Source organism: Marinobacter guineae (assembly GCF_002744735.1).
Classification (GTDB): Bacteria; Pseudomonadota; Gammaproteobacteria; order Pseudomonadales; family Oleiphilaceae; genus Marinobacter; species Marinobacter guineae.
On record NZ_KZ319340.1, the window covers coordinates 694,939 to 719,443 of the forward strand.

Annotated in this window: 20 protein-coding genes and 1 tRNA gene; 17 read left to right on the plus strand and 4 right to left on the minus strand. The window is 57.2% G+C overall.

The annotated features are described in order from the left end of the window. Positions 1-62: 62 nt before the first annotated feature. On the minus strand, positions 63-1,079 hold the full coding sequence (locus tag CLH62_RS11260; protein ID WP_099618247.1) for a LysM peptidoglycan-binding domain-containing protein: 1,017 nt from the start codon (positions 1,077-1,079) through the stop codon (positions 63-65). Positions 1,080-1,505: 426 nt separating this feature from the next. Between CLH62_RS11260 and def the strand changes: the two genes are divergently transcribed. The 8 genes from def to CLH62_RS11300 all read left to right on the plus strand — a co-directional run bounded on the left by def (position 1,506) and on the right by CLH62_RS11300 (position 9,624). After that, positions 1,506-2,009, plus strand: coding sequence for a peptide deformylase (def, locus tag CLH62_RS11265; RefSeq protein WP_099618248.1), 504 nt, complete (start codon positions 1,506-1,508; stop codon positions 2,007-2,009). Between the two features lie 93 nt (positions 2,010-2,102). Beyond that, positions 2,103-3,038: a methionyl-tRNA formyltransferase gene (fmt, locus tag CLH62_RS11270; RefSeq protein WP_099618249.1), complete on the plus strand. Its 936-nt coding sequence runs from the start codon at positions 2,103-2,105 to the stop codon at positions 3,036-3,038. Position 3,039: 1 nt separating this feature from the next. Beyond that, positions 3,040-4,341, plus strand: coding sequence for a 16S rRNA (cytosine(967)-C(5))-methyltransferase RsmB (gene rsmB, locus CLH62_RS11275; protein WP_099618250.1), 1,302 nt, complete (start codon positions 3,040-3,042; stop codon positions 4,339-4,341). Continuing rightward, positions 4,338-5,741 (plus strand): Trk system potassium transporter TrkA, encoded by a 1,404-nt coding sequence (trkA, locus tag CLH62_RS11280; RefSeq protein WP_099618251.1) that lies wholly within the window; start codon positions 4,338-4,340, stop codon positions 5,739-5,741. The genes rsmB and trkA overlap by 4 nt, the downstream gene beginning before the upstream one ends. A 101-nt stretch (positions 5,742-5,842) precedes the next feature. Beyond that, positions 5,843-6,868: a glycine--tRNA ligase subunit alpha gene (gene glyQ / locus CLH62_RS11285; RefSeq protein ID WP_099618252.1), complete on the plus strand. Its 1,026-nt coding sequence runs from the start codon at positions 5,843-5,845 to the stop codon at positions 6,866-6,868. 2 nt (positions 6,869-6,870) lie between these two features. Then, positions 6,871-8,952 (plus strand): glycine--tRNA ligase subunit beta, encoded by a 2,082-nt coding sequence (gene glyS / locus CLH62_RS11290; RefSeq protein WP_099618253.1) that lies wholly within the window; start codon positions 6,871-6,873, stop codon positions 8,950-8,952. Between the two features lie 2 nt (positions 8,953-8,954). Next, entirely contained in the window at positions 8,955-9,512 is a 558-nt protein-coding gene (gmhB, locus tag CLH62_RS11295; RefSeq protein WP_099618254.1) for a D-glycero-beta-D-manno-heptose 1,7-bisphosphate 7-phosphatase, read from the plus strand. A 35-nt stretch (positions 9,513-9,547) separates the two neighbouring features. Continuing rightward, a tRNA-Pro gene (locus tag CLH62_RS11300) sits at positions 9,548-9,624 on the plus strand. Positions 9,625-9,899: 275 nt separating this feature from the next. Here the strand turns inward: CLH62_RS11300 and CLH62_RS21240 are convergent. Beyond that, entirely contained in the window at positions 9,900-10,145 is a 246-nt protein-coding gene (locus tag CLH62_RS21240; protein ID WP_099618256.1) for a hypothetical protein, read from the minus strand. Positions 10,146-10,288: 143 nt separating this feature from the next. On the opposite strand from CLH62_RS21240, the gene CLH62_RS11315 reads away from it, so the two are divergent. The 4 genes from CLH62_RS11315 to CLH62_RS11330 all read left to right on the plus strand — a co-directional run bounded on the left by CLH62_RS11315 (position 10,289) and on the right by CLH62_RS11330 (position 15,607). After that, positions 10,289-11,956, plus strand: coding sequence for a methyl-accepting chemotaxis protein (locus tag CLH62_RS11315; RefSeq protein WP_099618257.1), 1,668 nt, complete (start codon positions 10,289-10,291; stop codon positions 11,954-11,956). Between the two features lie 452 nt (positions 11,957-12,408). Further along, positions 12,409-12,609 carry a DUF1656 domain-containing protein gene (locus CLH62_RS11320; protein ID WP_099618258.1) on the plus strand — a complete coding sequence of 67 codons (201 nt, stop codon included), beginning with the start codon at positions 12,409-12,411 and terminating at the stop codon, positions 12,607-12,609. A 9-nt stretch (positions 12,610-12,618) separates the two neighbouring features. Then, positions 12,619-13,479: an efflux RND transporter periplasmic adaptor subunit gene (locus CLH62_RS11325; RefSeq protein ID WP_099618259.1), complete on the plus strand. Its 861-nt coding sequence runs from the start codon at positions 12,619-12,621 to the stop codon at positions 13,477-13,479. A 13-nt stretch (positions 13,480-13,492) separates the two neighbouring features. Then, positions 13,493-15,607 (plus strand): FUSC family protein, encoded by a 2,115-nt coding sequence (locus tag CLH62_RS11330; protein ID WP_099618260.1) that lies wholly within the window; start codon positions 13,493-13,495, stop codon positions 15,605-15,607. Between the two features lie 10 nt (positions 15,608-15,617). Here CLH62_RS11330 and CLH62_RS11335 read toward each other — a convergent pair whose 3' ends face one another. Together CLH62_RS11335 and CLH62_RS11340 are read right to left on the minus strand one after the other, a co-directional pair. Further along, complete coding sequence (locus CLH62_RS11335; RefSeq protein WP_170005788.1) at positions 15,618-16,472, minus strand: phosphate/phosphite/phosphonate ABC transporter substrate-binding protein; 855 nt, start codon at positions 16,470-16,472, stop codon at positions 15,618-15,620. 11 nt (positions 16,473-16,483) lie between these two features. Beyond that, positions 16,484-18,811, minus strand: a complete 2,328-nt coding sequence (locus tag CLH62_RS11340; RefSeq protein ID WP_099618262.1) for a putative bifunctional diguanylate cyclase/phosphodiesterase — start codon at positions 18,809-18,811, stop codon at positions 16,484-16,486. 242 nt (positions 18,812-19,053) lie between these two features. Here CLH62_RS11340 and CLH62_RS11345 point away from each other — a divergent pair, with 242 nt between their 5' ends. From CLH62_RS11345 to CLH62_RS11365, 5 genes are all read left to right on the plus strand, one after another. Next, complete coding sequence (locus CLH62_RS11345; protein ID WP_099618263.1) at positions 19,054-20,634, plus strand: hypothetical protein; 1,581 nt, start codon at positions 19,054-19,056, stop codon at positions 20,632-20,634. Positions 20,635-20,811: 177 nt separating this feature from the next. Then, entirely contained in the window at positions 20,812-21,438 is a 627-nt protein-coding gene (locus CLH62_RS11350) for a peroxiredoxin (protein ID WP_099618264.1), read from the plus strand. Between the two features lie 170 nt (positions 21,439-21,608). Beyond that, positions 21,609-22,154 carry a rhodanese-like domain-containing protein gene (locus CLH62_RS11355; protein WP_099618265.1) on the plus strand — a complete coding sequence of 182 codons (546 nt, stop codon included), beginning with the start codon at positions 21,609-21,611 and terminating at the stop codon, positions 22,152-22,154. Between the two features lie 97 nt (positions 22,155-22,251). Further along, on the plus strand, positions 22,252-23,871 hold the full coding sequence (locus CLH62_RS11360; RefSeq protein ID WP_099618266.1) for a tetrathionate reductase family octaheme c-type cytochrome: 1,620 nt from the start codon (positions 22,252-22,254) through the stop codon (positions 23,869-23,871). Further along, positions 23,868-24,470 (plus strand): cytochrome b/b6 domain-containing protein, encoded by a 603-nt coding sequence (locus CLH62_RS11365; RefSeq protein WP_099618267.1) that lies wholly within the window; start codon positions 23,868-23,870, stop codon positions 24,468-24,470. The genes CLH62_RS11360 and CLH62_RS11365 overlap by 4 nt, the downstream gene beginning before the upstream one ends. Positions 24,471-24,505 lie beyond the last annotated feature (35 nt).

A 24,505-nucleotide genomic window follows, 5' to 3' on the forward strand; every position in this document is an offset into this window, starting at 1 on the left:
AGCATCATCCTTGCAAAAGCGTCAGCCGGACCTTCCTGGTCCGGCCACTCAAAATCAGTCTGTCAGGGGTTGGTGACCTTGTCACCAACTGCCAGGGCACGACTGGCCTGAAGCACCAGGCCGTAGCTCATTTTTTCATAGGCCTGAAAAACCATGAGCAGCCCGGCTCGCTCGGAGGGCAGCTCAATGGTTTCACCGGTCACGGGATCGCGAACCAGGTTGCCACTCTTTAGCACCGCCATCACGTTTCCTGCTTCCAGACCCTCACGGGTACCTCGGTTGATGGCAACCACATCGTACTGGCCAATCTGGTTGACACCACCGTCGACAGAGATCATCTGGCCTTCAATGGCCTCGCTCGGCGAGCTGGGCACAAAACTGGTAGTTAGTCGGCGGTCTTCACTCACCAGCAGACGATCGCCGATCCGTACCTCTTCGTTAGAGCTGGACAGGTTTACGGTCAATACATCGCCGTTTTCTCTGACCACATCACCGCGGGCGATGCTGCGGGCCTCGAGGCCCAGGAACTCACCGGTGTCCGGGTCTCTGAATTCCTTGCTGCGACGGAAGATACCGACCTTGTCCGCCGGCTTTTCACCACGGGCATAAACACGGTCGCCAGCGCCGGTAATGATCCGGCCGTCTTCACCTTCCAGCACGTAAGGGGCGCCATTGATCTCGTCCGGACTTACGATGCGGGTATCAGTCAGGAAACTTCCGATGGCATCCAGGGGAATCGCAGGAATCGGCGTATCGATCGGCTCCGAGCGAATCTGCGGCGACAGTTTGACCACGTCGCTGGTTGCTACCTTGGTAATACGGGGCTTGCCATCAATGTAAACCAGGGCAAGGCGATCGCCGGGGTAGATCAGGTGAGGGTTGGCTACCTGCGGGTTCACATGCCAGATTTCCGGCCAATACCACGGGTTATCCAGAAAACGGGCCGAAATGTCCCAGAGGGTGTCACCTTTCACAACGGTGTAACGCTCGGGGTGGTCGGACCGCAGCTCCGGTGCCGCATGGGCCCAGGAGGTTAAAAGCAGCGTAGTTGCTGCCAGAGCGTACAGCAGTTTCCTCATTGTGTAAGTCCTTGATCGCGTGCCTTGATTCTTTGCATTCTGTTGGGATGCAGTCAGTTAGATGCAGCTTATTACGTTGTTATTCCAGTTACTATAGAAGAAGTCTCGCAAATTGTGATGTTATCTTTTGTTCTTCCAGTAAATTCTATCCCGTGGGTGAAAGATTTTAACTATTAACTGATCAGTTTGTACTCAATCGCCGAATTGTTAGATAATAGGAAATCGAACCTTGGAGACTCCGTCAGCCGTTGAAAGCTGCGGCCCCGCCCCGATAATAGTAAAGTCAGGGCGAAAATTTGCGCAGTACGCTGTCGCATTTCGGAGATCGGTTTCACACTGTTACAAAGCGCTCAAAGGTTACAAAAGTTAATAGAGACATCGGCCGACAGGCTGGCGTCCCGACATACAGGCCAAAAGTACGAAGATATGATACTAGAGATTCTCGAATACCCGGATCCCCGTCTGCGCACCATCGCCAAGCCGGTTGAAGATGTGACAGACGCGGACCGCAAGCTGATCGACGACATGTTCGAGACCATGTACGATGCGCCCGGCATTGGGCTTGCGGCCACCCAGGTGAACGTTCACAAACAGATCATCGTTATGGATCTGTCGGAAGACAAGAGTGAGCCCCGGGTGTTTATTAACCCGCAGGTGGAAGTGCTGGATGGCGAAATAGAAGCCATGCAGGAAGGCTGCCTTTCGGTACCCGGTTTTTATGAGGACGTTGAGCGGATCGAACACTGCAAGATCCGGGCGCTGGGGCGTGACGGCAAACCATTCGAGCTGGAAGCCAGGGGCCTGCTGGCGGTTTGCATCCAGCACGAGATGGATCACCTGAATGGCAAGCTGTTCGTGGACTATCTCAGCTCCCTGAAGCGCACCCGCATCCGCAAGAAGCTGGAGAAACTCCATAAGAAGAGCGCCTGATCCGCCTGCGGGCGGGTCACAAAATCAGACGCTATTCCGGACCGGGTCACGACCCGGTCTTTTCGTATTCAACGGAACAGAGATCAAAACACCGTGCGACTTGTTTTTGCCGGCACCCCGGATTTCGCTGCTACCGCTCTTGAGGCCTTGATAGCCACACACCACAACATAGTGGGTGTCTACTCCCAGCCGGACCGGCCCGCCGGCCGTGGCCGGAAGCTGCAACCAAGCCCGGTCAAACAGGTAGCGCTGGACAACAATATCCCGGTGTTCCAGCCCCAGAGCCTGAAAACACCGGAAGCCCGGCAAGAGCTGGCGGATCTACAGCCCGATGTCATGATCGTCGCCGCCTATGGCCTGATCCTGCCGAAAGACGTCCTGGCGATCCCGACCCACGGCTGCCTGAACATCCACGCCTCCCTGCTGCCCCGCTGGCGCGGCGCCGCGCCTATCCAGCGAGCCATTGCCGCCGGCGACGAAGAAACCGGCATCACCATCATGCAGATGGACGAGGGCCTGGACACCGGTGCCATGCTCCTGAAATCCCTGACCGCCATTGAAGAAAACGATACCGGCGGCAGCCTCCACGACCGCCTGGCGGAGATGGGTGGCAAGGCCATCGTCAAGGCCCTCGAATTGCTGGCAAAAGGCGAACTCAGTGGCGAAGCCCAGAACGACGAGCTCGCCTGCTATGCCCGCAAGTTGAGCAAGGACGAGGGACACATTGACTGGTCCACAGACGCAATCGACATTGAACGACTGATTCGTGCCTTCAACCCCTGGCCCGGAACCTACACCGATCTGGGCGATCAGCGCATCCGGATCCACGACGCCAAAGCCCGGAATGACACCGCCAACAAGCCTGCGGGTACCGTACTTCGGCGCGAGCGGGAGGGCATCGACATTGCCTGCGGAACCGGAACTCTGCGTATCACCCGGCTGCAACTGCCAGGCTCCCGGGCCCAGAGCGTGAACGACCTGATTAACGGCGGCAAGGAATTGCTCATGCCCGGCCAGGAGTTACGCTGACATGGGCGACCACCCCCAACCCATGCGCGCCATTGCCGCCGGAGTTATGCTGGCAGTGGAGAACGGCCAGTCCCTGTCCCAGTGCCTGCCGCCAGCCTTGAATCGCCTGCCACCGAACGAACGCCCGGAACTTCAGGCCCTGTGTTATGGCACCTGCCGCTGGTTCCACCGGCTTGATAGCGAGCTCAATGGCCGGCTGAAAAAACCGCTTCGCAAACCCGATCGCATTGTCCATCACCTGATGCTGGTCGCGCTCTTTCAGTTGCGTTTCAGCCAGCAGGCCACCTACGCCGTGCTGAACGAAACCGTGGAAGCCTGCCGGGCCCTCGACAAACCGCACCTGACCGGACTGGTTAATGGTGTACTGCGAGCCGCCGAGCGGGAAGGCGCGCCGGAACCGGCCACTGACGCTGCCCGCTTCAGCCACCCGGTATGGATGGTGGAGAAGCTCCGCCATAACTGGCCGGAAGACTGGCAACGGATTCTGGAGGCCAACAACGCCCAGGCGCCCATGACACTGCGGGTCAACGCTCTGCGCTTTAACCGGGACCAGTATCTGGGGCTGCTTCAAGAGGCCGGCATTGAGGCCGGCCCGACCCAGTTCGCGCCCCATGGCATTCAGCTGGCCAGCCCGGTTCCCGTGGAGCGCCTGCCCTGGTTTGCCGATGGTGCTGTCAGTGTCCAGGACGAAGCTGCGCAGCTTTGCACCACCCTGCTGGATCTGGCTCCGGGCCAACGGGTGCTGGATGCCTGTGCCGCGCCGGGAGGCAAAACCTGTGCAATCCTGGAGAGCTGCGCTGAACTGGCAGAGGTCGTTGCTATTGATGAATCCGCTGATCGTCTGCCCCGGGTACAGGAAAACCTGGATCGCCTGGATCTGGTCGCAACCCTTAAGCAGGCGGATGCCGCCGCTATCGAGCAATGGTGGGATGGCGAAGTTTTCGACCGGATTCTTCTGGACGTGCCCTGCAGCGCCAGTGGCGTGATCCGCCGCCACCCGGACATCAAGTTACTGCGCCGGGAGTCCGACATTGTCCCACTGGCCGCTATCCAGCTTGGGCTACTGGACGCCATGTGGTCTATCCTGAAACCCGGTGGCCGGCTGGTGTATGCCACTTGCTCGGTGTTCCCCCAGGAAAACCACCGTATAATTCAGCGGTTCTGCAAACAGCAGACCGATGCCATCCTTGTTGAGCCCGACGCTCAATGGGGGCGTGATATGGGTGCCGGGCGGCAACTGCTCCCGGATCCGTTCAGCCATGACGGCTTCTTCTATGCCGTGCTGGAGAAACCCGAACCATGAAAATCCTGATTCTCGGTGCCGGCCAGGTGGGCGGCACACTCGCGGAAAACCTCGCCAACGAAGCCAACGACATCACCATTATCGACAGCGATGGTGCCCGGTTGCGTGAGCTACAGGACCGACTCGACATCCGCACGGTCCAGGGCGAGGCGTCTTACCCGACAGCGTTGCGACAAGCCGGTGCCGAAGATGCCGACATGCTGATCGCCGTTACCAACAGCGATGAAACCAACATGGTGGCCTGCCAGGTCAGCAAGCTGCTTTACAAGACACCAACCACCATCTGCCGCGTGCGGGCCAGTGCCTACCTGGCAAAATCCGAGCTGTTTTACCAGCGCGATCAAACGAAAGATCTGGACAGCCTGCGTGGTTTTCCCATCGACGTTCTGATCAGCCCGGAACATCTGGTGACCAAGCACATTACCCGCTTGATCGAAAACCCCGGTGCACTGCAGGTGCTGGAATTTTCGAAAGGCCTGACCCGACTGGTAGCCATCCGCGCCACCCGGGGTGGGCCACTGGTCGGCCATCAGCTGTCTTACCTTCGCACCCACATGCCCAAGATCGATACCCGGGTGGCGGCAATCTTCCGGAAAGACCGGGCCATCATGCCCGAGGGTAACACCGTTATCGAGGATGGCGACGAGGTATTCTTTATTGCAGCCGGCGATCATATAAAGTCGGTTATGAGCGAGCTGCAGCCCCTTGTGAAGCCCTATAAACGCATCTTCATCTGCGGTGGCGGCAACATTGGTCAGCGGCTGGCCCACACGCTGGAAAACCGTTTCCAGGTGAAACTTCTGGAACGGAACCACGACCGCTGCGTGATGCTGTCAGAAAATCTTCGCAAAACCGTGGTACTTGAAGGAAACGCGGCCAACAAAGACATTCTGCTGGAAGAGAACATCGAGAATACCGACGTGTTCTGCGCAGTGACCAACGATGACGAAGCGAATATCATGGCCTCACTACTGGCCAAGCGATTGGGCGCCCGAAAGGTACTCACCCTGATCAACAACCCGGATTACGTGGACCTGATTCAGGGCGGCGACATTGATGTCGCCATCTCTCCCCAGCAAACCACCATTGGCAGCCTTCTGACCCACGTTCGAAGGGGCGATGTGGTCAATGTTCACTCACTGCGAAGGGGCGCTGCCGAAGCCATTGAGGCCATCGCTCATGGCGATCACAGATCATCGAAAGTTGTCGGCAGACGCCTGGACGAAATCACCTTGCCGGAAGGTACGACCATCGGTGCCATCGTGCGGCGCAACGAAGTACTGATTGCCCACGATCACCTCAGGATCCAGCCGGATGACCACGTAATTCTGTTCCTGGTGGACAAAACCCGGATACGGGAAGTGGAAAAACTGTTCCAGGTGGGACTCACCTTCTTCTGATTTAGAAATACACACCCAGCACGCGTATAATGCGCCTTTTTTCGGAGTGCCCCGAAGGACAACCGGGGTGCCACACACAGACTGATCAGCAGGCAACCGTCGTGACAGACAAGGCAACAGCACAGACAACTCCGGACATCAGGACCTTCCAGGGCCTGATCCTGGCACTGCAGAATTTCTGGGCGCAGCATGGCTGCGTGGTCCTCCAGCCACTGGATATGGAAGTGGGCGCTGGTACCTTCCACCCAGCGACCTTCCTGCGGGCCATCGGACCGGAAACCTGGAATGCCGCCTACGTTCAACCAAGCCGCCGGCCAACCGACGGCCGCTACGGAGAGAACCCCAACCGCCTGCAGCATTACTACCAGTTCCAGGTGGTCCTCAAGCCGTCCCCGGACAACATCCAGGAACTCTACCTGGATTCCCTGAAGGCCCTGGGTCTTGACCCGCTGGTGCACGACATCCGGTTTGTGGAAGACAACTGGGAATCGCCGACACTCGGCGCCTGGGGTCTGGGCTGGGAAATCTGGCTTAACGGCATGGAAGTCACCCAGTTTACCTACTTCCAGCAAGTGGGCGGCCTGGAATGCTTCCCGGTCACCGGCGAGCTCACCTACGGGCTTGAGCGGATCGCCATGTACCTGCAGGGCGTCGACAGCGTTTACGATCTGGTCTGGACTGAAGGCCCTGATGGTGTGGTCACCTACGGTGACGTGTTCCACCAGCAGGAAGTGGAGATGTCCACCTACAACTTTGAACACGCCGATACCGAGTTCCTGTTCCACAGCTTTGATGTCCATGAGCGGGAAAGTGCCCGCCTGATCGAAGCCGGCCTGGCACTACCAGCCTATGAACAGGTTCTGAAAGCCTCCCATACCTTCAACCTGCTGGACGCCCGCCACGCCATCTCCGTGACTGAGCGCCAGCGCTTTATCCTGCGGGTACGTACCCTGGCCCGTTCAGTCGCCCAGGCCTACTTCGACAGCCGCCGGGCTCTGAACTTCCCGCTGGCGCCCGAGGCTCTGCGCAAGGAAGTTATGGCCGCCGCCGAGGCAGCCGATGACAAGGCCAGGAGTAAAAAGGGCAAGAAAGCCAAGAAGGCACCGCAGGAACAGGGGAACGCATAATCATGGCAACACAGGATTTTCTGGTCGAACTGGGCACCGAAGAGCTGCCCCCCAAGGCCCTCAAGACACTGTCTGACGCTTTCAGCCAGGGCATTGCCCGGGGCCTGGAAGAGGCCGGTATCAAATTCGGCGAGGTCGAGTCCTTCGCCGCACCACGCCGCCTGGCGGTTCGCATCCGGAGCCTGTCCGATGCCCAGCCGGACAAGTCCGTTGAAAAACGCGGCCCCGCAGTCAAGGCCGCCTTCGACGACGCCGGCAACCCGACCCGGGCGCTGACCGGCTTTGCCACCTCCCTGGGTGTGACTCCCGATCAGCTCGACACCCTCGAGACCGACAAGGGTGCCTGGGTGGTTTACCGCACCGTGGAGCAGGGCAAGCCCACCGTGGAACTGATGCCGGAACTGGTGGAACAGTCCCTGGCCGGCCTGCCCATTCCCAAACGCATGCGCTGGGGCGCCCACCGGACCGAATTTGTGCGCCCGGTACACTGGGTGGTGATGCTGTTCGGCAACAAGGTGATTGATACGCCAATCATGGGCCTGACGCCGGGCAACAAGACCCGTGGCCATCGTTTCCATTGCCCGAAATCCCTGATTGTGCCGACCCCCGGTGATTACGAAGTGGTGCTTAAACAGGAAGGCTATGTGATTGCCGATTTCGCCGAGCGCCGGGAACAGATTCGCGCTGGCGTAACTGAACTCGCCGAGAAGGAAGCCGGCGGCAAGGCCGTGATTGATGAAGATTTGCTGGACGAAGTGACAGCCCTGAACGAGTGGCCCGTACCCCTGATGGGCCGATTCGAGGAGCGTTTCCTGGAAGTGCCCGCGGAAGCCCTGATTTCCTCCATGAAGGAACACCAGAAGTACTTCCACGTGGTGGCCGCCGATGGCGAAATGCTGCCCCTGTTCATTACCGTCGCCAACATCCAGAGCAAGGACCCCGCGCAGGTGGTCTCCGGCAACGAAAAGGTGATCCGGCCCCGCCTGTCCGACGCTGCTTTCTTCTACGAAACCGACCGGAAGACGAAGCTCGAGGACCGTGTTGACGCCCTCAAGCCCATCGTGTTCCAGGAAAAACTCGGCAGCATCTACGACAAGTCCGTGCGCGTCGCTGCCCTGGCCCGGAAAATTGCCGACGCCATCGGCAGTGACCCGGCCCTGGCCGAGCGCGCCGCCATGCTGGCAAAGACCGATCTGGTCACCGAGATGGTACTGGAGTTCACCGATCTCCAGGGCATCATGGGCCAGTACTACGCAGCCAACGATGGTGAGCCGGAAGATGTGGCCAGGGCGCTGAACGAACAGTACATGCCGCGCTTCGCCGGGGATGACCTGCCCACTAGCCTGACCGGCTGTGCCATTGCCATAGCCGACCGCCTGGACTCCCTGGTCGGCCTGTTCGGCATCAACCAGCCCCCGTCCGGCACCCGTGACCCGTTCGCCCTGCGCCGGGCCTCCCTCGGGGTTTTGCGCATCATTATCGAACGGCAGCTGCCGCTGGATCTGCAAACCTGCTGCGAGTGGGCGGAAGCAAACTTCACGGTGCTGACCGAGAAGAACACCGCCACCACCGTAGTGGATTATATGCTGGAGCGTTTCCGGGCCCATTACGACGAGCAGGGAATCGGTGCCGAGGTTTACCTCGCGGTACACGCCCGCCGGCCGACCCGCCCGCTGGATTTCGACCGCCGGGTGAAAGCCGTGGAGGCCTTCCGTCAGCTGCCAGAGGCGCAAGCCCTGGCTGGTGCCAACAAGCGGGTCTCCAACATCCTGACCAAACAGGGGGGCGACAGTATCGGCGAAACCGTAGATGCCAGCCTGCTCCAGGACAGTGCTGAAAAAGACCTGGCGGAACAGGTAAACCAGCAAGCGGACAAGGTGCTGCCACTGTTCGAGAAAGGCGAATATGCCAGCGCTCTCACCTCCCTGGCCAGCCTGCGGGAACCGGTGGATAGTTTCTTCGATGAAGTGATGGTGATGGCCGACGACGACGCCATCCGGAACAATCGCCTGGCGCTGCTGAACCGGCTGCGCAATCTGTTCCTGCGCGTTGCGGATATCTCGCTGTTGCCCACCGCTGGCTAACGATGCTGATTATCCTCGACCGGGACGGGGTCATTAACGAGTACGATGGCAACTACATCTGCTCAGCGGATGAATGGCACCCCATTCCCGGCAGCGTTGAAGCGGTGGCCCGGCTCTGTAACGCCGGCCACCGCATCGCCATCGCCACCAACCAGTCCGGCATCGCCCGAGGCTATTTCGGCTTCGATGAACTGGACGCCATGCATGAAAAGCTGGAGCGCCTGGTGGAAGCCCAGGGCGGCTGCATCGACTTCATCGCGTATTGCCCCCACCACCCCAACGATCAGTGCCACTGCCGAAAACCGCTAACGGGGCTACTGGAACAGATCCGCCAGCATTTTCACCTGGACACCCTCAAAGGCGCGATCATGGTGGGAGACAGCCGCAAGGATCTGGAAGCCGGCCACGCCGCAGGATGCCAACCGGTATTGGTGAGAACCGGCAACGGCCAGGACACCGAACGCCATCTGGACGCCAGGCCGATACCCGGCGTCGAGGTAACCATCTACGACAACCTCAGCAAGTTTGCAGATGCGCTTTTATCCGCCGAGGGCTGGTAAAACCAAAGCGAATCCGTATAATACCGGCCGTTGATCGGCGTGTGGCGCAGCTTGGTAGCGCACTTCGTTCGGGACGAAGGGGTCGCAGGTTCGAATCCTGCCACGCCGACCAGATTTCAACGACTTAGGGCGCATCTTCGGGTGGGCCCTTTTTCGTTTCCGGCTGGGTACAGATTGGGTACATAAACCCAACACGGCCCCTCATCCACATCGATTCACTCAACGTCATCCTGAAATGCAGTATCTCTGCACTCGAACGCTTTCGCTTCCGTCACCTCTATTTTTATCACGCAGATGAGCCGCAACCTATAACCCAGCTCTTTTGCGCTCTTGAACCTACCTCGTAGAGCCTCGCAATGGACAATAGTCACTCGCCGATCATTTTGATCAGCCACCAAAACCTTGAAGTGGTCCCAGCTCCGGGTTCCCAGAAACCTTGTCCCACCGTTCGTATTTGGTTGCGACCATTTCAGCAATGCGGGTCACCTGATCACTGTCCATTCGTGACGGAAACTTGTACTGCGCATAAGCTAATTCTCCCAAGAAGGTGTAAGCAAAAAGGAGTTCATTAGCATCTGTGAGAACGGATGACGGATCGTAGATATCGACCCAATAATTACTGTTCTCACGCATCGACGTTGGGAAATGGTTACAGATACCTGGTCGCCCCTGATAAAAGATGCGCTACACACATCAAGTTGTCATGATGTAAAATAAATTCATCATTTCATCAAACACATACATGCCATGGACTCGGCATACGCTGAGGTAAAGTTATGCCGATTTCAATCCGCAGCAGGTTGCTGTTGCTCGCTCTGCTGCCTGTTTTGTCTTTGGGGGTCATCCTATATTTCACCTTTGGATATCAGACCCGCAATCTTGTTGATAAGCAGATGGAATCGGTTGGCGCAGATGTCACTGAACTGAAGCGCAGCGAGCTGAAACAGCTGATGGAAATGACATACAGCTCCATTGCTCACATTTACGAAAACGGTGGCGACCTGGAAGATGCCCTGCCAATCCTGAAAGATCTGAAATACGGTGAAAGCGGCTACATCTTTGGCTACACAGAGACCGGAGATCGCGTTGTACTTGGCCAATCCGACAAAGGATTTGGCGAGAACTTCTGGGATTTACAGGACCAAAAGGGGAATTACCTGGTCCGGGGGATTGTAAAAAGCGCGGTGAACGGTGATGGGTACTACACCTATTGGTTCCCCAAGCCTGGTGAATCCGAGGCGTCACCTAAGTCCTCATACAGCATTCACCTTGAAAAGTGGGATGTAGTGCTTGGGACGGGTTTTTATTTTGATGACGTTAACGCTGTCCTTGGCGTACTAGCAGAAGCCGGCGAATCCGAGCTCAAAAGCTCACAAATCATTTTTATGTCCATAGCCATTATTGCAGTGATCGGCTCGGTGCTGGTGGGCATTTTAATTAGCCGGACGATCAGCTCACCGATTGCGACAATCTCCAAGTCTGTTGCGGACCTCTCTGAAGGTGATGCTGACCTGACGGCTCGGATAAAAGTTAACGATAAATTCGAGCTGGGTCAGCTTGCCGATAATTTCAATCGGTTCCTTGGACTGCTTGGGGGCCTGATAACGGACGTTAAGGCCAACGCGGAGCGGGCCCATGAGAATTCGGAAAGCATCGTTGGCCATGCAGGTAAAATGGCCGATCTGGTGAATGAACAAGATGCAGAAACGGACCAGGTGGCTACGGCCGTCACCGAAATGACGTCCGCTGCTAACGAAATTTCCTCAAATGCTTCAACTGCCGCGTCCGCAGCTACAGATGCAGAAAAAGAAACCGCCACTGCGAAACAGACGGTTTCTGACGCTGCAGCTGAAATGAACGCGCTGGCTAATGACATTTCCGCTGCGGCTTATGAGGTTGAAGAGTTGGGTCAGGGGGTCGGAAGCATCAACAAGGTTGTAGAAGTAATCAACAGTGTTGCAGAACAGACAAATCTACTAGCCCTGAACGCAGCTATCGAAGCTGCCAGAGCAGGGGAGCATGGCCGTGGGTTTGCGGTGGTTGCCGATGAGGTCAGAGGCCTCGCCCAGAAAACTCAGAGGAGCACGGACGAAATCGCCGAGATGATCGCTTCTCTTGATAAAAAGGCGAGGTCTGCAGTTGATTCTATCCGGCAATCAAACGACCGCAGTAGCAAGGCTTTAACGAAAAATACCGAGGTAGTGGATGCCATCAACCGTATTGTCAGTTCGATTGGTGAAATAACCCAAATGAACGAGCAGATTGCTTCAGCTTCGGAAGAGCAGACCAGTGTTTGTGAGGACATTACAGAACGGCTGGTAACCATTGCAGACAAATCAAAAGAAACCAGTGAGAAGGGCAGAGAAACAGCTGTCTCGGCGGATACTCTGCTCGACAACTCAAAATCATTGTCGGGACTGGTAAGCCGATTCCGGACCTCCTGAAACCGCCAGCTATCGCTTTTTATCGCTCAATCAGCCCTTCAGGTAGCCCGGCAGAATAATTCTCTGCTGGGCTCGTGATGAGCCCACATATAGTGCTAAGGAGACTCTGAATAAGTCTCGAAATCAGTGATAATACGGTCATCGCCAATCGCATAAGATTCGTTGCCGCCATGGATCAGATCACTTTCTCCGAAGCCGAGTACCGGACGATTGATTAGATAGTCTCAATAGAAAATAAGCGCACCACTTTCCCGCTTGGTTATTCCCCTTATCTCAAAAGCTTCTGCTCAGCTGCAAACCAGCCTGTTAAAAGACTGCCAATTCACCCTCAAACCTCTGTCTCGCCCAACTTTATTGAGAGAGTCCAACGTCGGGTGGAATTCCAACTACCATGACGGGTGAGTTCTGAGTTTTCGGGGGTAGCCACCTCACCACGCAACGAGAAGGAACGCATGCTTCACGAACTGAGCTTTGGCGGAATGCTTTTCAGTCCATTGTTGGTGCTGGTGCCGATGGCGTTTATCTTGAGCGCGGTCACCCGGCTGGCGTTGCACCGCCTGGACCTTCGCAGATACATCTGGAAGCAGGCATGGTTCGATGTCGCATCGTTTGTGTGCTATCTGGCAATGATTGTTTATCTGTTTGGAAACTAGGAAAGACCGATGGGAAAGCTATTGCGTGTTGGTGTTACGTTGCTGGTGGTTGCGCTAGCGGTTGTTGCCGGCAGCTGGGTCTGGAACCATTACTTGTATTCGCCCTGGACCCGCGACGGAAGGATACGTGCCGATGTCATCACGATTGCGCCAGATGTTTCAGGCTGGGTCACGCAAGTGAGCGTGAAGAACAATCAGGCTGTAAACCAGGGCGATCCGCTCTTTACTATTGACGACACGCGCTATCAGGCGGTGTTTGCACAAGCCAGAGCAAAAGTCACAGAGAAACACAGTGCTCTGGAGCTGGCCAGGCATAGGTATCAGAGTCGACAGGGGGTCTCTGATCCCCAAACCATCACCAAGGAAGACCTGGAAACCTACCGCATTAATGTGGAGTCAGCAAAAGCCAGTTACCAACTTGCCCTGGCGGAACTGGAGTCGGCGCGTATTGATCTGGGGCGCACACAGGTGGTGGCGCCGGCAGACGGCACCATCAACAACCTCCATTTGCGGCAGGGCAATTACGTCAACAAAGGGGAGGCGGTGTTGTCTGAGGTGAAAACCGATTCGTTTTATGTCACCGGGTACTTTGAAGAAACCAAACTGCAGTTGGTGCAGGTGGGGCAGACCGCTCGGATGACACTGATGGGTGGCGACCGGAAGTTGACTGGGACGGTCGTCAGCATTGCTCCGGGGATTGCCGATACCAATACCAGCAGCAACCCGCAGATGCTGCCACAGGTGCAGCAGGCATTTAACTGGGTGCGGCTGGCCCAGCGAATTCCGGTGGATATTGCACTGGACCCGGTGCCGGAGGGTATACATCTGAGTGCCGGGATGACGGTTTCGATTGATCTGGACTCCGAGTAGCTGGCCGGCGCCTATGTCTCACCATCCGCTATTGGCGCAACTCCTGACGCCGAACCGATACGCCGTGATCTTCGCGATCAAGGGTGTGGTCGCCATGGCGTTGGCGTTGTTTGTGTCGATGGCCCTGCAACTGGATCGTCCTTACTGGGCGCTGGTTGCAGCGGTTTTCCTGCAGATCCGACCGGAAAGCGGACTGGTGATCGAGAAGGCGCTTTGCCTGATCGTGGGTTCGGCGGTTGGCGGCGGCTTTGGCATTCTGGTGCTTGCATTCCTGACCCCGTACCCCCTTCTGGCGCTGGGCTTGTTAACGCTGTGGATTGGTCTGAATTCGGCAGCCTCCTCCATGGTGCACAACACCAACTATATCTACGCGTTCGCGATGGCGGGGATGACGGCCGGGCTGGTCGTTATCCTGGTGATGGCGGATGCCAGCACAACTAACAGCCAGGCGGTTTTTGCCATCGCCCAGGCCCGGATCAGCGAAATCGCCACCGGCGCAGTGTGTGCCATGCTGGTGAGCCAGTTGTTGTGGCCGGTCACTGTGAAAGATGGTTTGCGTGCGAATGCCCGCAAGGTGATCAACAAAACGTTGGCCTATCTCACGCTGGAGCTGGAGCCTGGAAGCTCCCACGAGCAGCGTCACCAACATGCAGACGAGATTCTCGAAACCCTGGTGGCGCTCAATGACGATTCCAGCGCTGTTACCTACGAAGGCCCGGAAGGCGCGGGCCGGAGCAGGGCGGCCCATCTGTTGTGCAACAAGGTGATGTCCCTGCTGGCGGTTACTCAGATTTTAGGGCGTTTCCACCGGAATCATGGCGACCTGGTGTCACCCGCGTTCAGTGAGGTGCTCAGCCAAATGCGCCACTACTTCGGGGAAATCGCGGAAGCAGACAACTACCAGGAAGGTTACCGGCTTGCCCATGCGCTGCGGCGATCCTTGCTGGAGCAGCGGACCGGGTTCAGGAATGAGTCCGCCATCGTCACACGGCTGACCAGGACGGCACTGGAGCTGGTGAGTGATCTGGTGGTGGTATTGCGGGCCTATAACGCGCTGGAAAGCCGGGATCAGACGTTGCTCAAAGCGCCTATGCTGGAAACCCATCGGGATCCACTGATCGGACTAATCAACGGGTTTCGCACCGCCATGATATTTTTCATCGGGGCGGTGATCTGGATCCAGACGGCAAGCTTGGCGGCCTTGATGATCATGATCATGCCCGTGGTATTTTCCGTGATGTTTGCCCGCTTCTCGCTGGCTGCGCTGACGCCTATTCTGCGGCGGGTTCTGATTGGTGCAACGGCGGCTATTCCCGTCGCCCTGATCTTCGGACTGGGCTTGTTGTCCCGGGCCAGTGGTAATTTTGAACTCCTGGTTCTGGTTCTGGCCGGCCCTTATTTCTTTGGCCTGCTGGCCCTTGCTGAACGTTCCACGCTGCCGTACGGGCTGGGCTTCTGTATTCCGTTCACCATCATCACGCAGCCTAGCAACAGCATGACATTCAATGCCGAAAGCGCGGTGAATATCGCGCTGGGCCTGTTTGTGGGGATCAGTATTCTCTATTGGGTATTCAAACTCATCACCCCGCCGGACAGCCGGTTTATGCAGCGCCGCCTGCTGAGATCAACGGCCCGTGATCTGACCGCAATTGACGATCACGAACAGCCGGAAAACTGGTTCAATGGCCGTATGGGGGAGCGCCTGTTGCGGCTGGCCAATTATGACCAGAGCTCTGAAAGCAGCGAACGCACGATGACAGACTTGGGGTTCACCGGGCTTAATCTCGGGCATGTGTCCATTCGGCTGCGCAGGCTGATTCAGGACCATCGCAGTCCCACGGTTGATACGCTTCTGAAGGAGTGGCAGCAGACCCTGGCCGAAACCTACCTGTTAAGCGCCCGGGGTGCCGTCAATCCGGCGTTCCGGAAGGTGAGCGCCAGGCTGCTTGAGGCGATTCATGCCCAAAGGGACCCGGATCAGAAAACGGTTATCATCGAAGGCATGTTTGAGCGGCTGGCACTGACGTTGGAGCGAACTGCCAGAACTGTGGCTGAGGCGGGCAGTTTCGACTTACCTGTCGAGTATACCCCGTTGTTTCACGAGCCCTCGAAAATCAAGGCGAAGTGACGGAGGTGGTCTACATCAATCGATCAAGCGCCTCGTAATCCCCATGCGTCATGCGGGTAATTCCGGACGCATGCTGGCTTGCAAGAAAGACCTGCAAACGCTCTGAGGGTGTTGTCATCAAGTCAATAATTCCCTGACGGACAGAGTGGCACAAGTCACCGCGGAAAACGAAAGGATCGTAGTGCAGGGGTGGTGATCGCCAGAGCACGCGAAAGGTATCCCTGCTGATCATTCCTCGCTTCAGGTATTCATCGGCGCGGGCGCTGGAGACAAAGGCGGCGTCAACCGTTCCGGCCAGCAGGGCGTCCATGGACTTGTCGTGGCCTCCGGCGAAAACCCGGGCACCGAAAAACTGGCCGAAAGGCAGGCCAACCGCGTCAGGGAAAACGGCTTTCGGGATCAGGGCACCCGAGGTGCTGGAGGGATCGCCCAGAGCGACACGGGCACCTCGTAATTCCCTGGCTGCCGTTGCGTCACTATCGCCCCTGACGATCAGGATCGAGTAGTAAAAACTACCAGCGGGCGTGAAGTGCCCGCCATCGACAGCCAGGGAAGCAAAGGCTTCAATGCCAGCGTTTCTTCTGTGAGCAATCATGTAGGCCGCCGGCCCTAATACAGCCACATCCACAGCGCCGGACACCATCGAGTCAATCACGCTTTCATAGGAGCTGGCGCGGACCATTTCAACCGGCACACCGAGGCCCTCGCTGATAAGCGTCATCAGGGGCTGGTATTCCTTGAGCTGCTCATCAATATCTTTCTTTGGAATCACGGTAAAGGTGAGCCCCGAGAGCTCACACTCGCCTGCCTGTTTCTCGCCGGCTGTCAGAAAACAGGAGACAGAAACTCCAACCAAAAAAACCATGACCCTGACCATCAGACCACCGCCTCCGACCCCGCGAACGCCCTGAGAAAGCCCGGTACCTCCGCTGGTGGTATCGGACGGCTCAGGTGGTAACCCTGGGCAATGTCGCATCCGGCAACCTTGAGATGGACCAGCTGCTCACGGGTTTCCACGCCTTCGGCCACGACTTTCAGGTGCATCCGTTTGGCCAGAATAATCGTTGAGGAGACGATCGGGCTGTCGTCGTGGCTGTTGCAGATTTTTGCGATCAGGCTCCGGTCGATCTTGAGTTTATCCACCGGCACGGCTTCCAGGTGGGCAAATCCGGAATAGCCGGTGCCAAAGTCATCAAGGCTGAGTTTCACCCCCGCCGCCTTGAGGCAATGCAGGCTCTCCACCGCCCTCGCATCCAGCATGGCGGTTTCGGTAATTTCCAGCTCCAGCTGGCCGGTCTTCAAGCCGTGCTCGCTGATTATTTCAAGCACCTGCCGGCAAAACTGCGGTTGGGCCAGCTGGATCGGAGAGACATTGACGGCGACAAGCCGTACGGGGACATCCTCAACCTGCCATTGGGTAACCTGGGCGCAGGCCAGACGCAGGACTTCCAGCCCCAGAGGAATTACAAATCCGCTGTTTTCCGCCATCGGGATAAATCGGTCCGGATAAAGCAGGCCGAACTCCTGATGCTGCCATCGCACCAGGGCTTCGTAACCGATGATTTTCATGGAATCGAGGCAAACCTGGGGCTGGTAATGAAGCACAAATTCCCGGTTGCGCAGAGCCTCAGCGAAGGATTGTTCCAGATGAAATTCCTCCACATCCTTCAGGTTGAGCGACTGGTCAAAGAACCGATGTTGGCCCCGGCCTGCCTTCTTGGCGGAGTACATGGCCGCGTCGGCACAGCGGAGCAGGTTTTCAATGGTCTGGCCATCCCTCGGGCACAGGGCGATACCGATGCTGGGGCTGCTGTTCAGTTCGGTCCCGTTGAGTTCATAGGTGGCGGACAAATGGCTGGTGAGCCCGGCCGCCCACTGCTCGATATCACTTTCGGTTCGATTATCCGTTAGCAACACCACGAATTCATCACCGCCAAAGCGGGCCGCCACGTCCTCAGGCCCCAGCAATCGCCGGATTCTGCCGGCAACCGCCTGGAGCAGTAGATCGCCCACCTCATGACCCAGGGAATCGTTGATCAACTTGAACCGGTCCAGGTCGATGAACAACAAGGCCGACAGCCGTCGGTTCCGCCTCTGATCACTGAGGGCATCCGAGGCAATATCGAGAAATTGCCGGCGATTATACAGACCACTGAGATGGTCAATGGATGCTGCCCGGCTGCTGCGGGCATGCTCGCCTTCAAGACGGTTAATCAGTTGCCGGTTTCTTTGCTCCGATATCTGTAGTGCATGCAACACAGACTGTTGTTGTTTCAGAGCACGAACCAGCCAGAACACAATGGCGCCCACCAACAGGGTCATCAGAATGTTCAGCACCAGCTGTTTGTTCTGATCGCTGCGCAGTGGACCCAAAATCTCACCGTTGGGCTGGCTAACACTCACGGTAAAGCCATGAATAGCCCGGGTGACGAAAATGTACTGATAGGGCTCGCCATTCTCCTCAAAGGTCGCATGGCCACTGCTTACCCGGCCATGCAAGGCTGGCTGAATGCGCGGCACCCGGATACCACCCACGATGACACCGCTGGTATCGGCACGCATCCATTCATCGCCCTGGGCGTCCAGTACCTGAATGAATCCCTTTGACCCCAGTTCCACATGCTGGAGCAGGCCTGCCAGGTAGCCGATATCCAGCTCAATCAGGACCAGTCTGGTCAAACCGGTTTGATCCCGCTCGCCAGTGGGCACCAGGAAAGGTAAACGCCATCCGGGCGCGCCATTGTCGGATTCGGGTGCTTCCGTTCGCAGCGGCAACACCGGCACGAAACCGTACTGTTTCAGATGATTTTCAAGCTGGCCGTACCATTGAGCGAGATTGGCCCGGGCGGAGTCCGGGTGGCTGGCATACAGTAATTGCCCGTTGCCGTCGTAAACACTCAGCCGGTTAAACACCGGGTCTTCAGCCAGCAAGGTCAGCAACGGCTCAGAGCCAAAGGTTTCGTCCTGTGAATCCTCTGTCACCAGGCTGCCCATCACCTTGGCACGGTCTGTCATCTGCTTGAGGCTTTCAGAAACGATCAGAGCAAGGTTGCGGTGCTCGGACTGCCATGCCTGAAGTGCTTCCGTACGGGACGTATTGGTCTGGAAAACAAACAGGGCCCAGATGAAAACCACCGTTAACGCACCCAGAACCAGCATGGCAATCTGGACAGCACTGAGGGAGGAGGTGAGCTTATGGTGCATTCAAGTCACTCTGGCGGAATGGCGTTTTGCTGGTGGTTCGACGAGCCTTCCGTTGGCAACTTTCCTGGTCCTGAATCAGATGGCAGGCGGATCTGTAGCCTGGCCAGATTGGCTCTGAAGCTATCAGCCGGTTATGGCAATTGAGTGACAGCGCCCGAACGGGACATTGATTCAGGCCTTTGACATAAAGCTTTCATCTGCGTCCTGTAAAACGGTGCTCCCATTCCAACGGAGCAGCAGTAATGTCCGACCACTCATCCCTTCTGGTAGAAAAACTCTGGCGCCTTAAACGCCGCATCGATAAAGGGGCATGCCCTGGTGTCGACTTTGTCCACCTGAACGTGTTGCTCCGGGAGCCGGCGTATCGGACGGATGTTCTCAGACGTGTCGAAGCCAACGGCACCCCGGAGCTGCAGGCGCTGGCCCGGGAAGTCATGGCCAACGATGATGGCCGGCCGCTAATGGCAAAGGCTCCTGATCAGCCACTGAAAACATCTGCAGCCCGCCCGGCCAATCGCCGGAGCTGGTTTGGCCGCAATGCCCTGGTGGTTCTACCGGTTCTGGGTGTGGCCGTGGCCACAGTGGCTGGCTTCACCGCGTTCGAGAACCGTGCGGTGCGTGTCGATTCGGATATCGTCACCGATACGGTTTGGGAGACGGGAAAACGCTACGTGCTCGAAGAAACGATCTTCGTAGACAACGCCCAACTGACCATTGAGCCCGGTGTGGTTATCGAAGGCGAGGCCGGTTCCGCGCTCATTGTCACATCCAGCGCCAAACTCTTTGCCCGGGGCAGCCGGAACGAACCCGTTGTATTCACCAGCGCAAAGCCAGACGGCGAACGAGCCCGGGGCGACTGGGGTGGGGTGGTTCTGCTAGGCAAGGCACCCGTTAATGAGCCCGATGCCGCCATAGAAGGGGTACCTGAAACCGATCTTCGAGGCCGGTTCGGTGGATCGGATCCAGAGCACAGTTGTGGCGTGCTGCAATACACACGAATCGAGTTCGCCGGATTTGAAGTTTACAAAAATAACGAGCTTAATGGCCTCACCCTGGGCGCTTGTGGTTCAAACACCATCGTGCAGAACGTGCAGGTTCATCGGGCACTGGACGACGGGATTGAAATGTTCGGGGGTACCGTGGACCTTCAGAACATTGTGGTCACCGGTGCCGCCGATGACAGTATTGACTGGGACTGGGGCTGGAATGGCCGTGTTCAGTTTGCCGTTATCCAGCAACACCGGGATGCCGGAGATAACGCCTTTGAAGGCGATAATAACGGGTCTAACCATTCCGCTCTGCCGCGATCAGAACCTACGTTCTACAACGTCACCCTGTATGGCAGTGGCCGCTCGGCCAAGGAACATCGCGCTATCCTTCTGCGTGAAGGGTCCGGTGGCCACTTCCACAACATGATTATCGACAGCTTTGCCATTGAAGCGCTGGATACCCGCGACGAAATAACCGCGCTTGTCGGCATGAAAGCCCTGACCTTCAGCCATAACCTGCTGTCGAATAATGGCCGTCTTGGCAATCTTAATGCGACGGAAGAAGCGGAAGATGATGATTTTGATTTCAATGAGGAGAAATGGATTCGTACGCCCTCGCTGTCCAATTCGGTGCAGGTGGAGAGCGGCCTGCAGATCTCAGCCAGTGACGAATCCTTCCCCCATTTCAGGCCCCTTGGAATGATGCGCACCATGAAAGCGAAGCGGCCACCGAAAAGTGAATTTTTCGACGAATCCGCAGAATATCAGGGTGCGATCAACCCCCGCGCTACATCTACCTGGCTGGACGGCTGGACGGCTTTCCCGGAGGCCTGAACGGTCCGCTTTTCCGGGCTGATGCCCGGAAAAGCCAGTGTTAAGGTCCTCGATTCGTTAAGCCTATGAGTTCTATAGATAGAACTATATTGCATAACCTGAGACTGAAGGGTTATTGTGATTTCGACATGACGAGGCGCCCAGCCTCCAGAAGCAAAACCCGACAGGAGATTCACCATGAGTTTAAGACTTGGCGATACCGCACCGGACTTTACCATCGACAGCACCGCCGGCCAGATCAACTTTCACGACTGGGCGGGGGATTCCTGGGTATTCTTCTTCAGCCACCCGGCCGATTTCACACCGGTCTGCACCACTGAAATGGGCCGTACTGCCCAGCTTGCGAAGGAGTTCTCGGCCCGCAACGTGAAGCCGCTGGGTTTGTCCACAGACACCGTTGAAGAGCACGTCAAGTGGATTGAAGACGTCAACGATACCCAGAACTGTGACCTGCAGTTCCCGATCGTTGCCGACGCGGACCACAAGGTGGCTGAGCTGTATGAAATGATCCATGCGGGTGAAAGTGAAACCGCCGCGGTACGCAGCGTGTTCATTATCGATCCGAACAAGAAAATCCGTCTGACCATGACCTACCCGATGGCGGTGGGCCGGAATTTCGATGAGATTCTGCGAGTGATTGATGCGCTCCAGACCAGCGACGCGAACAACTGTGCCCTGCCTGCTGACTGGCGCAAGGGTGATGATGTGATCATTCCGCCCTCCATCTCCAACGAGGAAGCCAAGGGCCTGTTCCCGAATGGCTGGAATGAGATCCGTCCTTACCTTCGCACCACCAAGCTTTAATCTGGTTCGCGGATAACAAAGGGTGTTTGCCAGCCGGCAGGCACCCCTTTCCGCTTTGATCCCGGTCAAGACAGAAGTTATAGGCTTATAACAGTACTTGAGGGGCCCGACACCGCAGGGGTATGCTCAAGAAACAGTCGGGGGAAGTCTGATTCCAGGAGGAAACGACGATGAAACATCTAGTATTCGGTTTTTTAATTGCATTCGCTCTCAGCTTCAACACCCAAGCCGAGGATGCCCTCTCTCTTACCCCCCAGCAGACCTATGACATGGTTCAGGAACAGGGCGATGAGATCCTTTTTGTCGATGTCCGCGATCCGGTGGAGATCATGTTCATCGGCTACACAGACGCAATCGACAAAAACATCCCGTTCAAACTGGTGGATCGCTCTGAGTTTCTTGCCGACAAGGGCCGGTTCGCCATGAACACCAATCCGGATTTCGCGGCAGACGTGGAAAAAGCCCTGAAGGAAAAAGGCCTCAACAAAGACGCACTGATCATTACCATGTGCCGTTCGGGCTCCACCCGGGGCAAGCCCAGTGCCGAATACCTGCTGGAGCGGGGCTTTACCAATGTGAAATACATTGATAACGGCTTTCAGGGCGGTGGAGCCAAAGACGGCAAGAAAAAGGGCATGAGGATCGTCAGTGGCTGGCAGAACGACGGGCTGCCTTGGTCAATGACCCTGAACCCGGAAAAAATCTATCGTCCTTAACCCCGGACTATACTGATTTTCAGCCTTGATGTTGCAGTAGCAGGGAGTTTATCGGCAGTTCTGATGATTCCGAATCCGGGATCGGGGAGCGTAGAACATGGAAAGATCAGCAAGGGACCGTCTGCTTGGTCGTTTTGGCAGGCGCGCTGCGAATATTGCACTGGCCGGGGCATTAATCTGCTCCGGCTTTGCTGTTTCTGGTGCCGAGCGCCCACCCGCCACAGCCGATCACAGCAAGTTCGAGGTGCTTGAGGGCCCCTTTGACAACGCACAGGAAGTCACGGAAGCCTGCCTGGGATGCCATACCGAAGCCGGCGAACAGATCCGCGCAACCACTCACTGGACCTGGACCTACGAGCACCCGGAAACCGGGCAGACCCTTGGCAAAAGCAAGGTCATTAACAGCTTCTGTGGTATGGCGATTACCAATGAAGCGCGCTGCACCTCCTGCCACGTTGGCTATGGCTGGGAAGACATGAAGCAGCCACCGCCCACCGCAGACAACGCTGTCGATTGCCTGGTGTGCCACGACACCACCGGCGAATACTGGAAGTTTCCCACCCTGGCCGGTCATCCCACCTACATGCCCCGGGAATGGCCCAAAGGCAGCGGCAAGATGGTTCAACCGCCAGATCTTGAGTCCATCGCACAAAATGTCGGCGCCAGTGGCCGGGCCAACTGCGGCAGTTGCCATTTCTACGGTGGCGGCGGTGACGGGGTAAAGCACGGCGATCTGGACTCCTCCCTGGTCGATCCACCACGGTCACTGGACGTGCACATGTCGCCGGACGGCCTGAACTTCGGTTGTGCCGATTGCCATACCAGCTGGGGCCATCAGGTGTCCGGAAGTCGCTACCAGGTGAACGCCAAAGACACCCTGGGCATTGATGTGCCGGGGCACACCGATTTCAGCCGCGCCAGTTGCGAATCCTGCCATGGGGCTACGCCGCACCAGAAGCAAAAACTCAACGACCATGTCGACACCCTCGCCTGCCAGACCTGCCATGTGCCGGCATTCGCCCGGGGCGGCGTCCCCACTAAAATCTGGTGGGACTGGTCAACCGCCGGCAGGCTGGATGAAAACGGAGAGCCGATCACCGAATACGATGACAGCGGCCACCCCAGCTACATGAGTGAGAAAGGGGACTTCCGCCACGGAGAGAATGTGGTGCCCAGCTATGCCTGGTTCGATGGCACGGTTAAATACACCCTTGTGGATGAAAAACTGGACGTGGACCATCCACCTGTTGAAATCAACCGGGTTGAAGGCGGCCCGGACGACCCGGGGTCCCGCATCTGGCCGTTCAAGGTCATGCGCGGTAAACAGCCCTATGACACCGAACTGGAAACCTTGCTGGCCACCCATGTGTTTGGTGCCGACGATACGTCATTGTGGAGCAACTTCAGCTGGCCGAAAGCCCTTCAGGCGGGCAGCGAGATGTCCGGCATGCCGTTCAGTGGCAGTTACGACTTTATCGAAACCACCATGCACTGGCCTATTACCCACATGGTGCCTCCGGCCGAGCAGGCGCTGGGTTGCGCTTCCTGCCATGCCAGTGAAAGCCGGCTGGCCGGAATTGCCGGGATCTACATGCCGGGGCACAACGGCAACATCTGGCTGGATCGCATCGGCTGGCTGCTGGTGGCACTGACCCTGGTGGGCGTAGTACTTCATGGCGTGGCGCGAATTCTGATCAAAGGGAGGAAGCGGTCATGAGCCGGGTAATGATCTACAAACGTTTCGAGCGTTTCTGGCATTGGTTCCAGGCGCTGCTGATCTTCGCATTGCTGTTTACCGGCTTCGAGATCCACGGCAGTTATTCGGTACTCGGCTTCGGTGATGCTGCCCGGCTACATACCCTGGCTGCCTGGGCATTGATCGTCCTGTGGCTGTTTGCCATTTTCTGGCACATTACCACTGGCGAATGGCGCCAATACATCCCGACCAGGAACGGGCTGTTTCCAGTCATCCGTTACTACCTCATCGGTACATTTACCGGCGCCGAGCACCCGTACCGAAAAACCACCCGGGCCAAGCACAACCCTCTGCAGCGGCTCGCCTATCTGTTTTTCAAGCTGATGATTACACCTGTGATCTGGCTTACCGGGTTGCTCTACCTGTTCTATAACGACTGGCCGGCAACGCTTTCCGGAGCGCTGGAACTGGAAACGGTAGCCCTCGTCCACACGGCAGCAGCCTTTGCCATGCTCATTTTCATCATTGCCCATGTCTACATGGCAACCATGGGCGCAAAGGTGACCAGCCTGATCAAACCCATGGTTACCGGTTACGAAGACCTCGAAGACACCCGCTAATCCTCAATACAGATCGCCCGGCGTCGCACGGCCTG

Bases quoted from the DNA above. Each gene is read 5' to 3' on its own strand.
- CLH62_RS11355 (WP_099618265.1), top strand. From the start codon at position 21,609: ATGAAACATCTAGTATTCGGTTTTTTAATTGCATTCGCTCTCAGCTTC.
- CLH62_RS11260 (WP_099618247.1), bottom strand. From the start codon at position 1,079: ATGAGGAAACTGCTGTACGCTCTGGCAGCAACTACGCTGCTTTTAACC.
- trkA (WP_099618251.1), top strand. From the start codon at position 4,338: ATGAAAATCCTGATTCTCGGTGCCGGCCAGGTGGGCGGCACACTCGCG.
- CLH62_RS11345 (WP_099618263.1), top strand. From the start codon at position 19,054: ATGTCCGACCACTCATCCCTTCTGGTAGAAAAACTCTGGCGCCTTAAA.
- CLH62_RS11320 (WP_099618258.1), top strand. From the start codon at position 12,409: ATGCTTCACGAACTGAGCTTTGGCGGAATGCTTTTCAGTCCATTGTTG.
- glyS (WP_099618253.1), top strand. From the start codon at position 6,871: ATGGCAACACAGGATTTTCTGGTCGAACTGGGCACCGAAGAGCTGCCC.
- CLH62_RS11350 (WP_099618264.1), top strand. From the start codon at position 20,812: ATGAGTTTAAGACTTGGCGATACCGCACCGGACTTTACCATCGACAGC.
- CLH62_RS11335 (WP_170005788.1), bottom strand. From the start codon at position 16,472: ATGGTTTTTTTGGTTGGAGTTTCTGTCTCCTGTTTTCTGACAGCCGGC.
- CLH62_RS11365 (WP_099618267.1), top strand. From the start codon at position 23,868: ATGAGCCGGGTAATGATCTACAAACGTTTCGAGCGTTTCTGGCATTGG.
- CLH62_RS11360 (WP_099618266.1), top strand. From the start codon at position 22,252: ATGGAAAGATCAGCAAGGGACCGTCTGCTTGGTCGTTTTGGCAGGCGC.
- def (WP_099618248.1), top strand. From the start codon at position 1,506: ATGATACTAGAGATTCTCGAATACCCGGATCCCCGTCTGCGCACCATC.
- gmhB (WP_099618254.1), top strand. From the start codon at position 8,955: ATGCTGATTATCCTCGACCGGGACGGGGTCATTAACGAGTACGATGGC.
- rsmB (WP_099618250.1), top strand. From the start codon at position 3,040: ATGGGCGACCACCCCCAACCCATGCGCGCCATTGCCGCCGGAGTTATG.
- CLH62_RS11340 (WP_099618262.1), bottom strand. From the start codon at position 18,811: ATGCACCATAAGCTCACCTCCTCCCTCAGTGCTGTCCAGATTGCCATG.
- CLH62_RS21240 (WP_099618256.1), bottom strand. From the start codon at position 10,145: ATGCGTGAGAACAGTAATTATTGGGTCGATATCTACGATCCGTCATCC.
- CLH62_RS11330 (WP_099618260.1), top strand. From the start codon at position 13,493: ATGTCTCACCATCCGCTATTGGCGCAACTCCTGACGCCGAACCGATAC.
- CLH62_RS11315 (WP_099618257.1), top strand. From the start codon at position 10,289: ATGCCGATTTCAATCCGCAGCAGGTTGCTGTTGCTCGCTCTGCTGCCT.
- CLH62_RS11325 (WP_099618259.1), top strand. From the start codon at position 12,619: ATGGGAAAGCTATTGCGTGTTGGTGTTACGTTGCTGGTGGTTGCGCTA.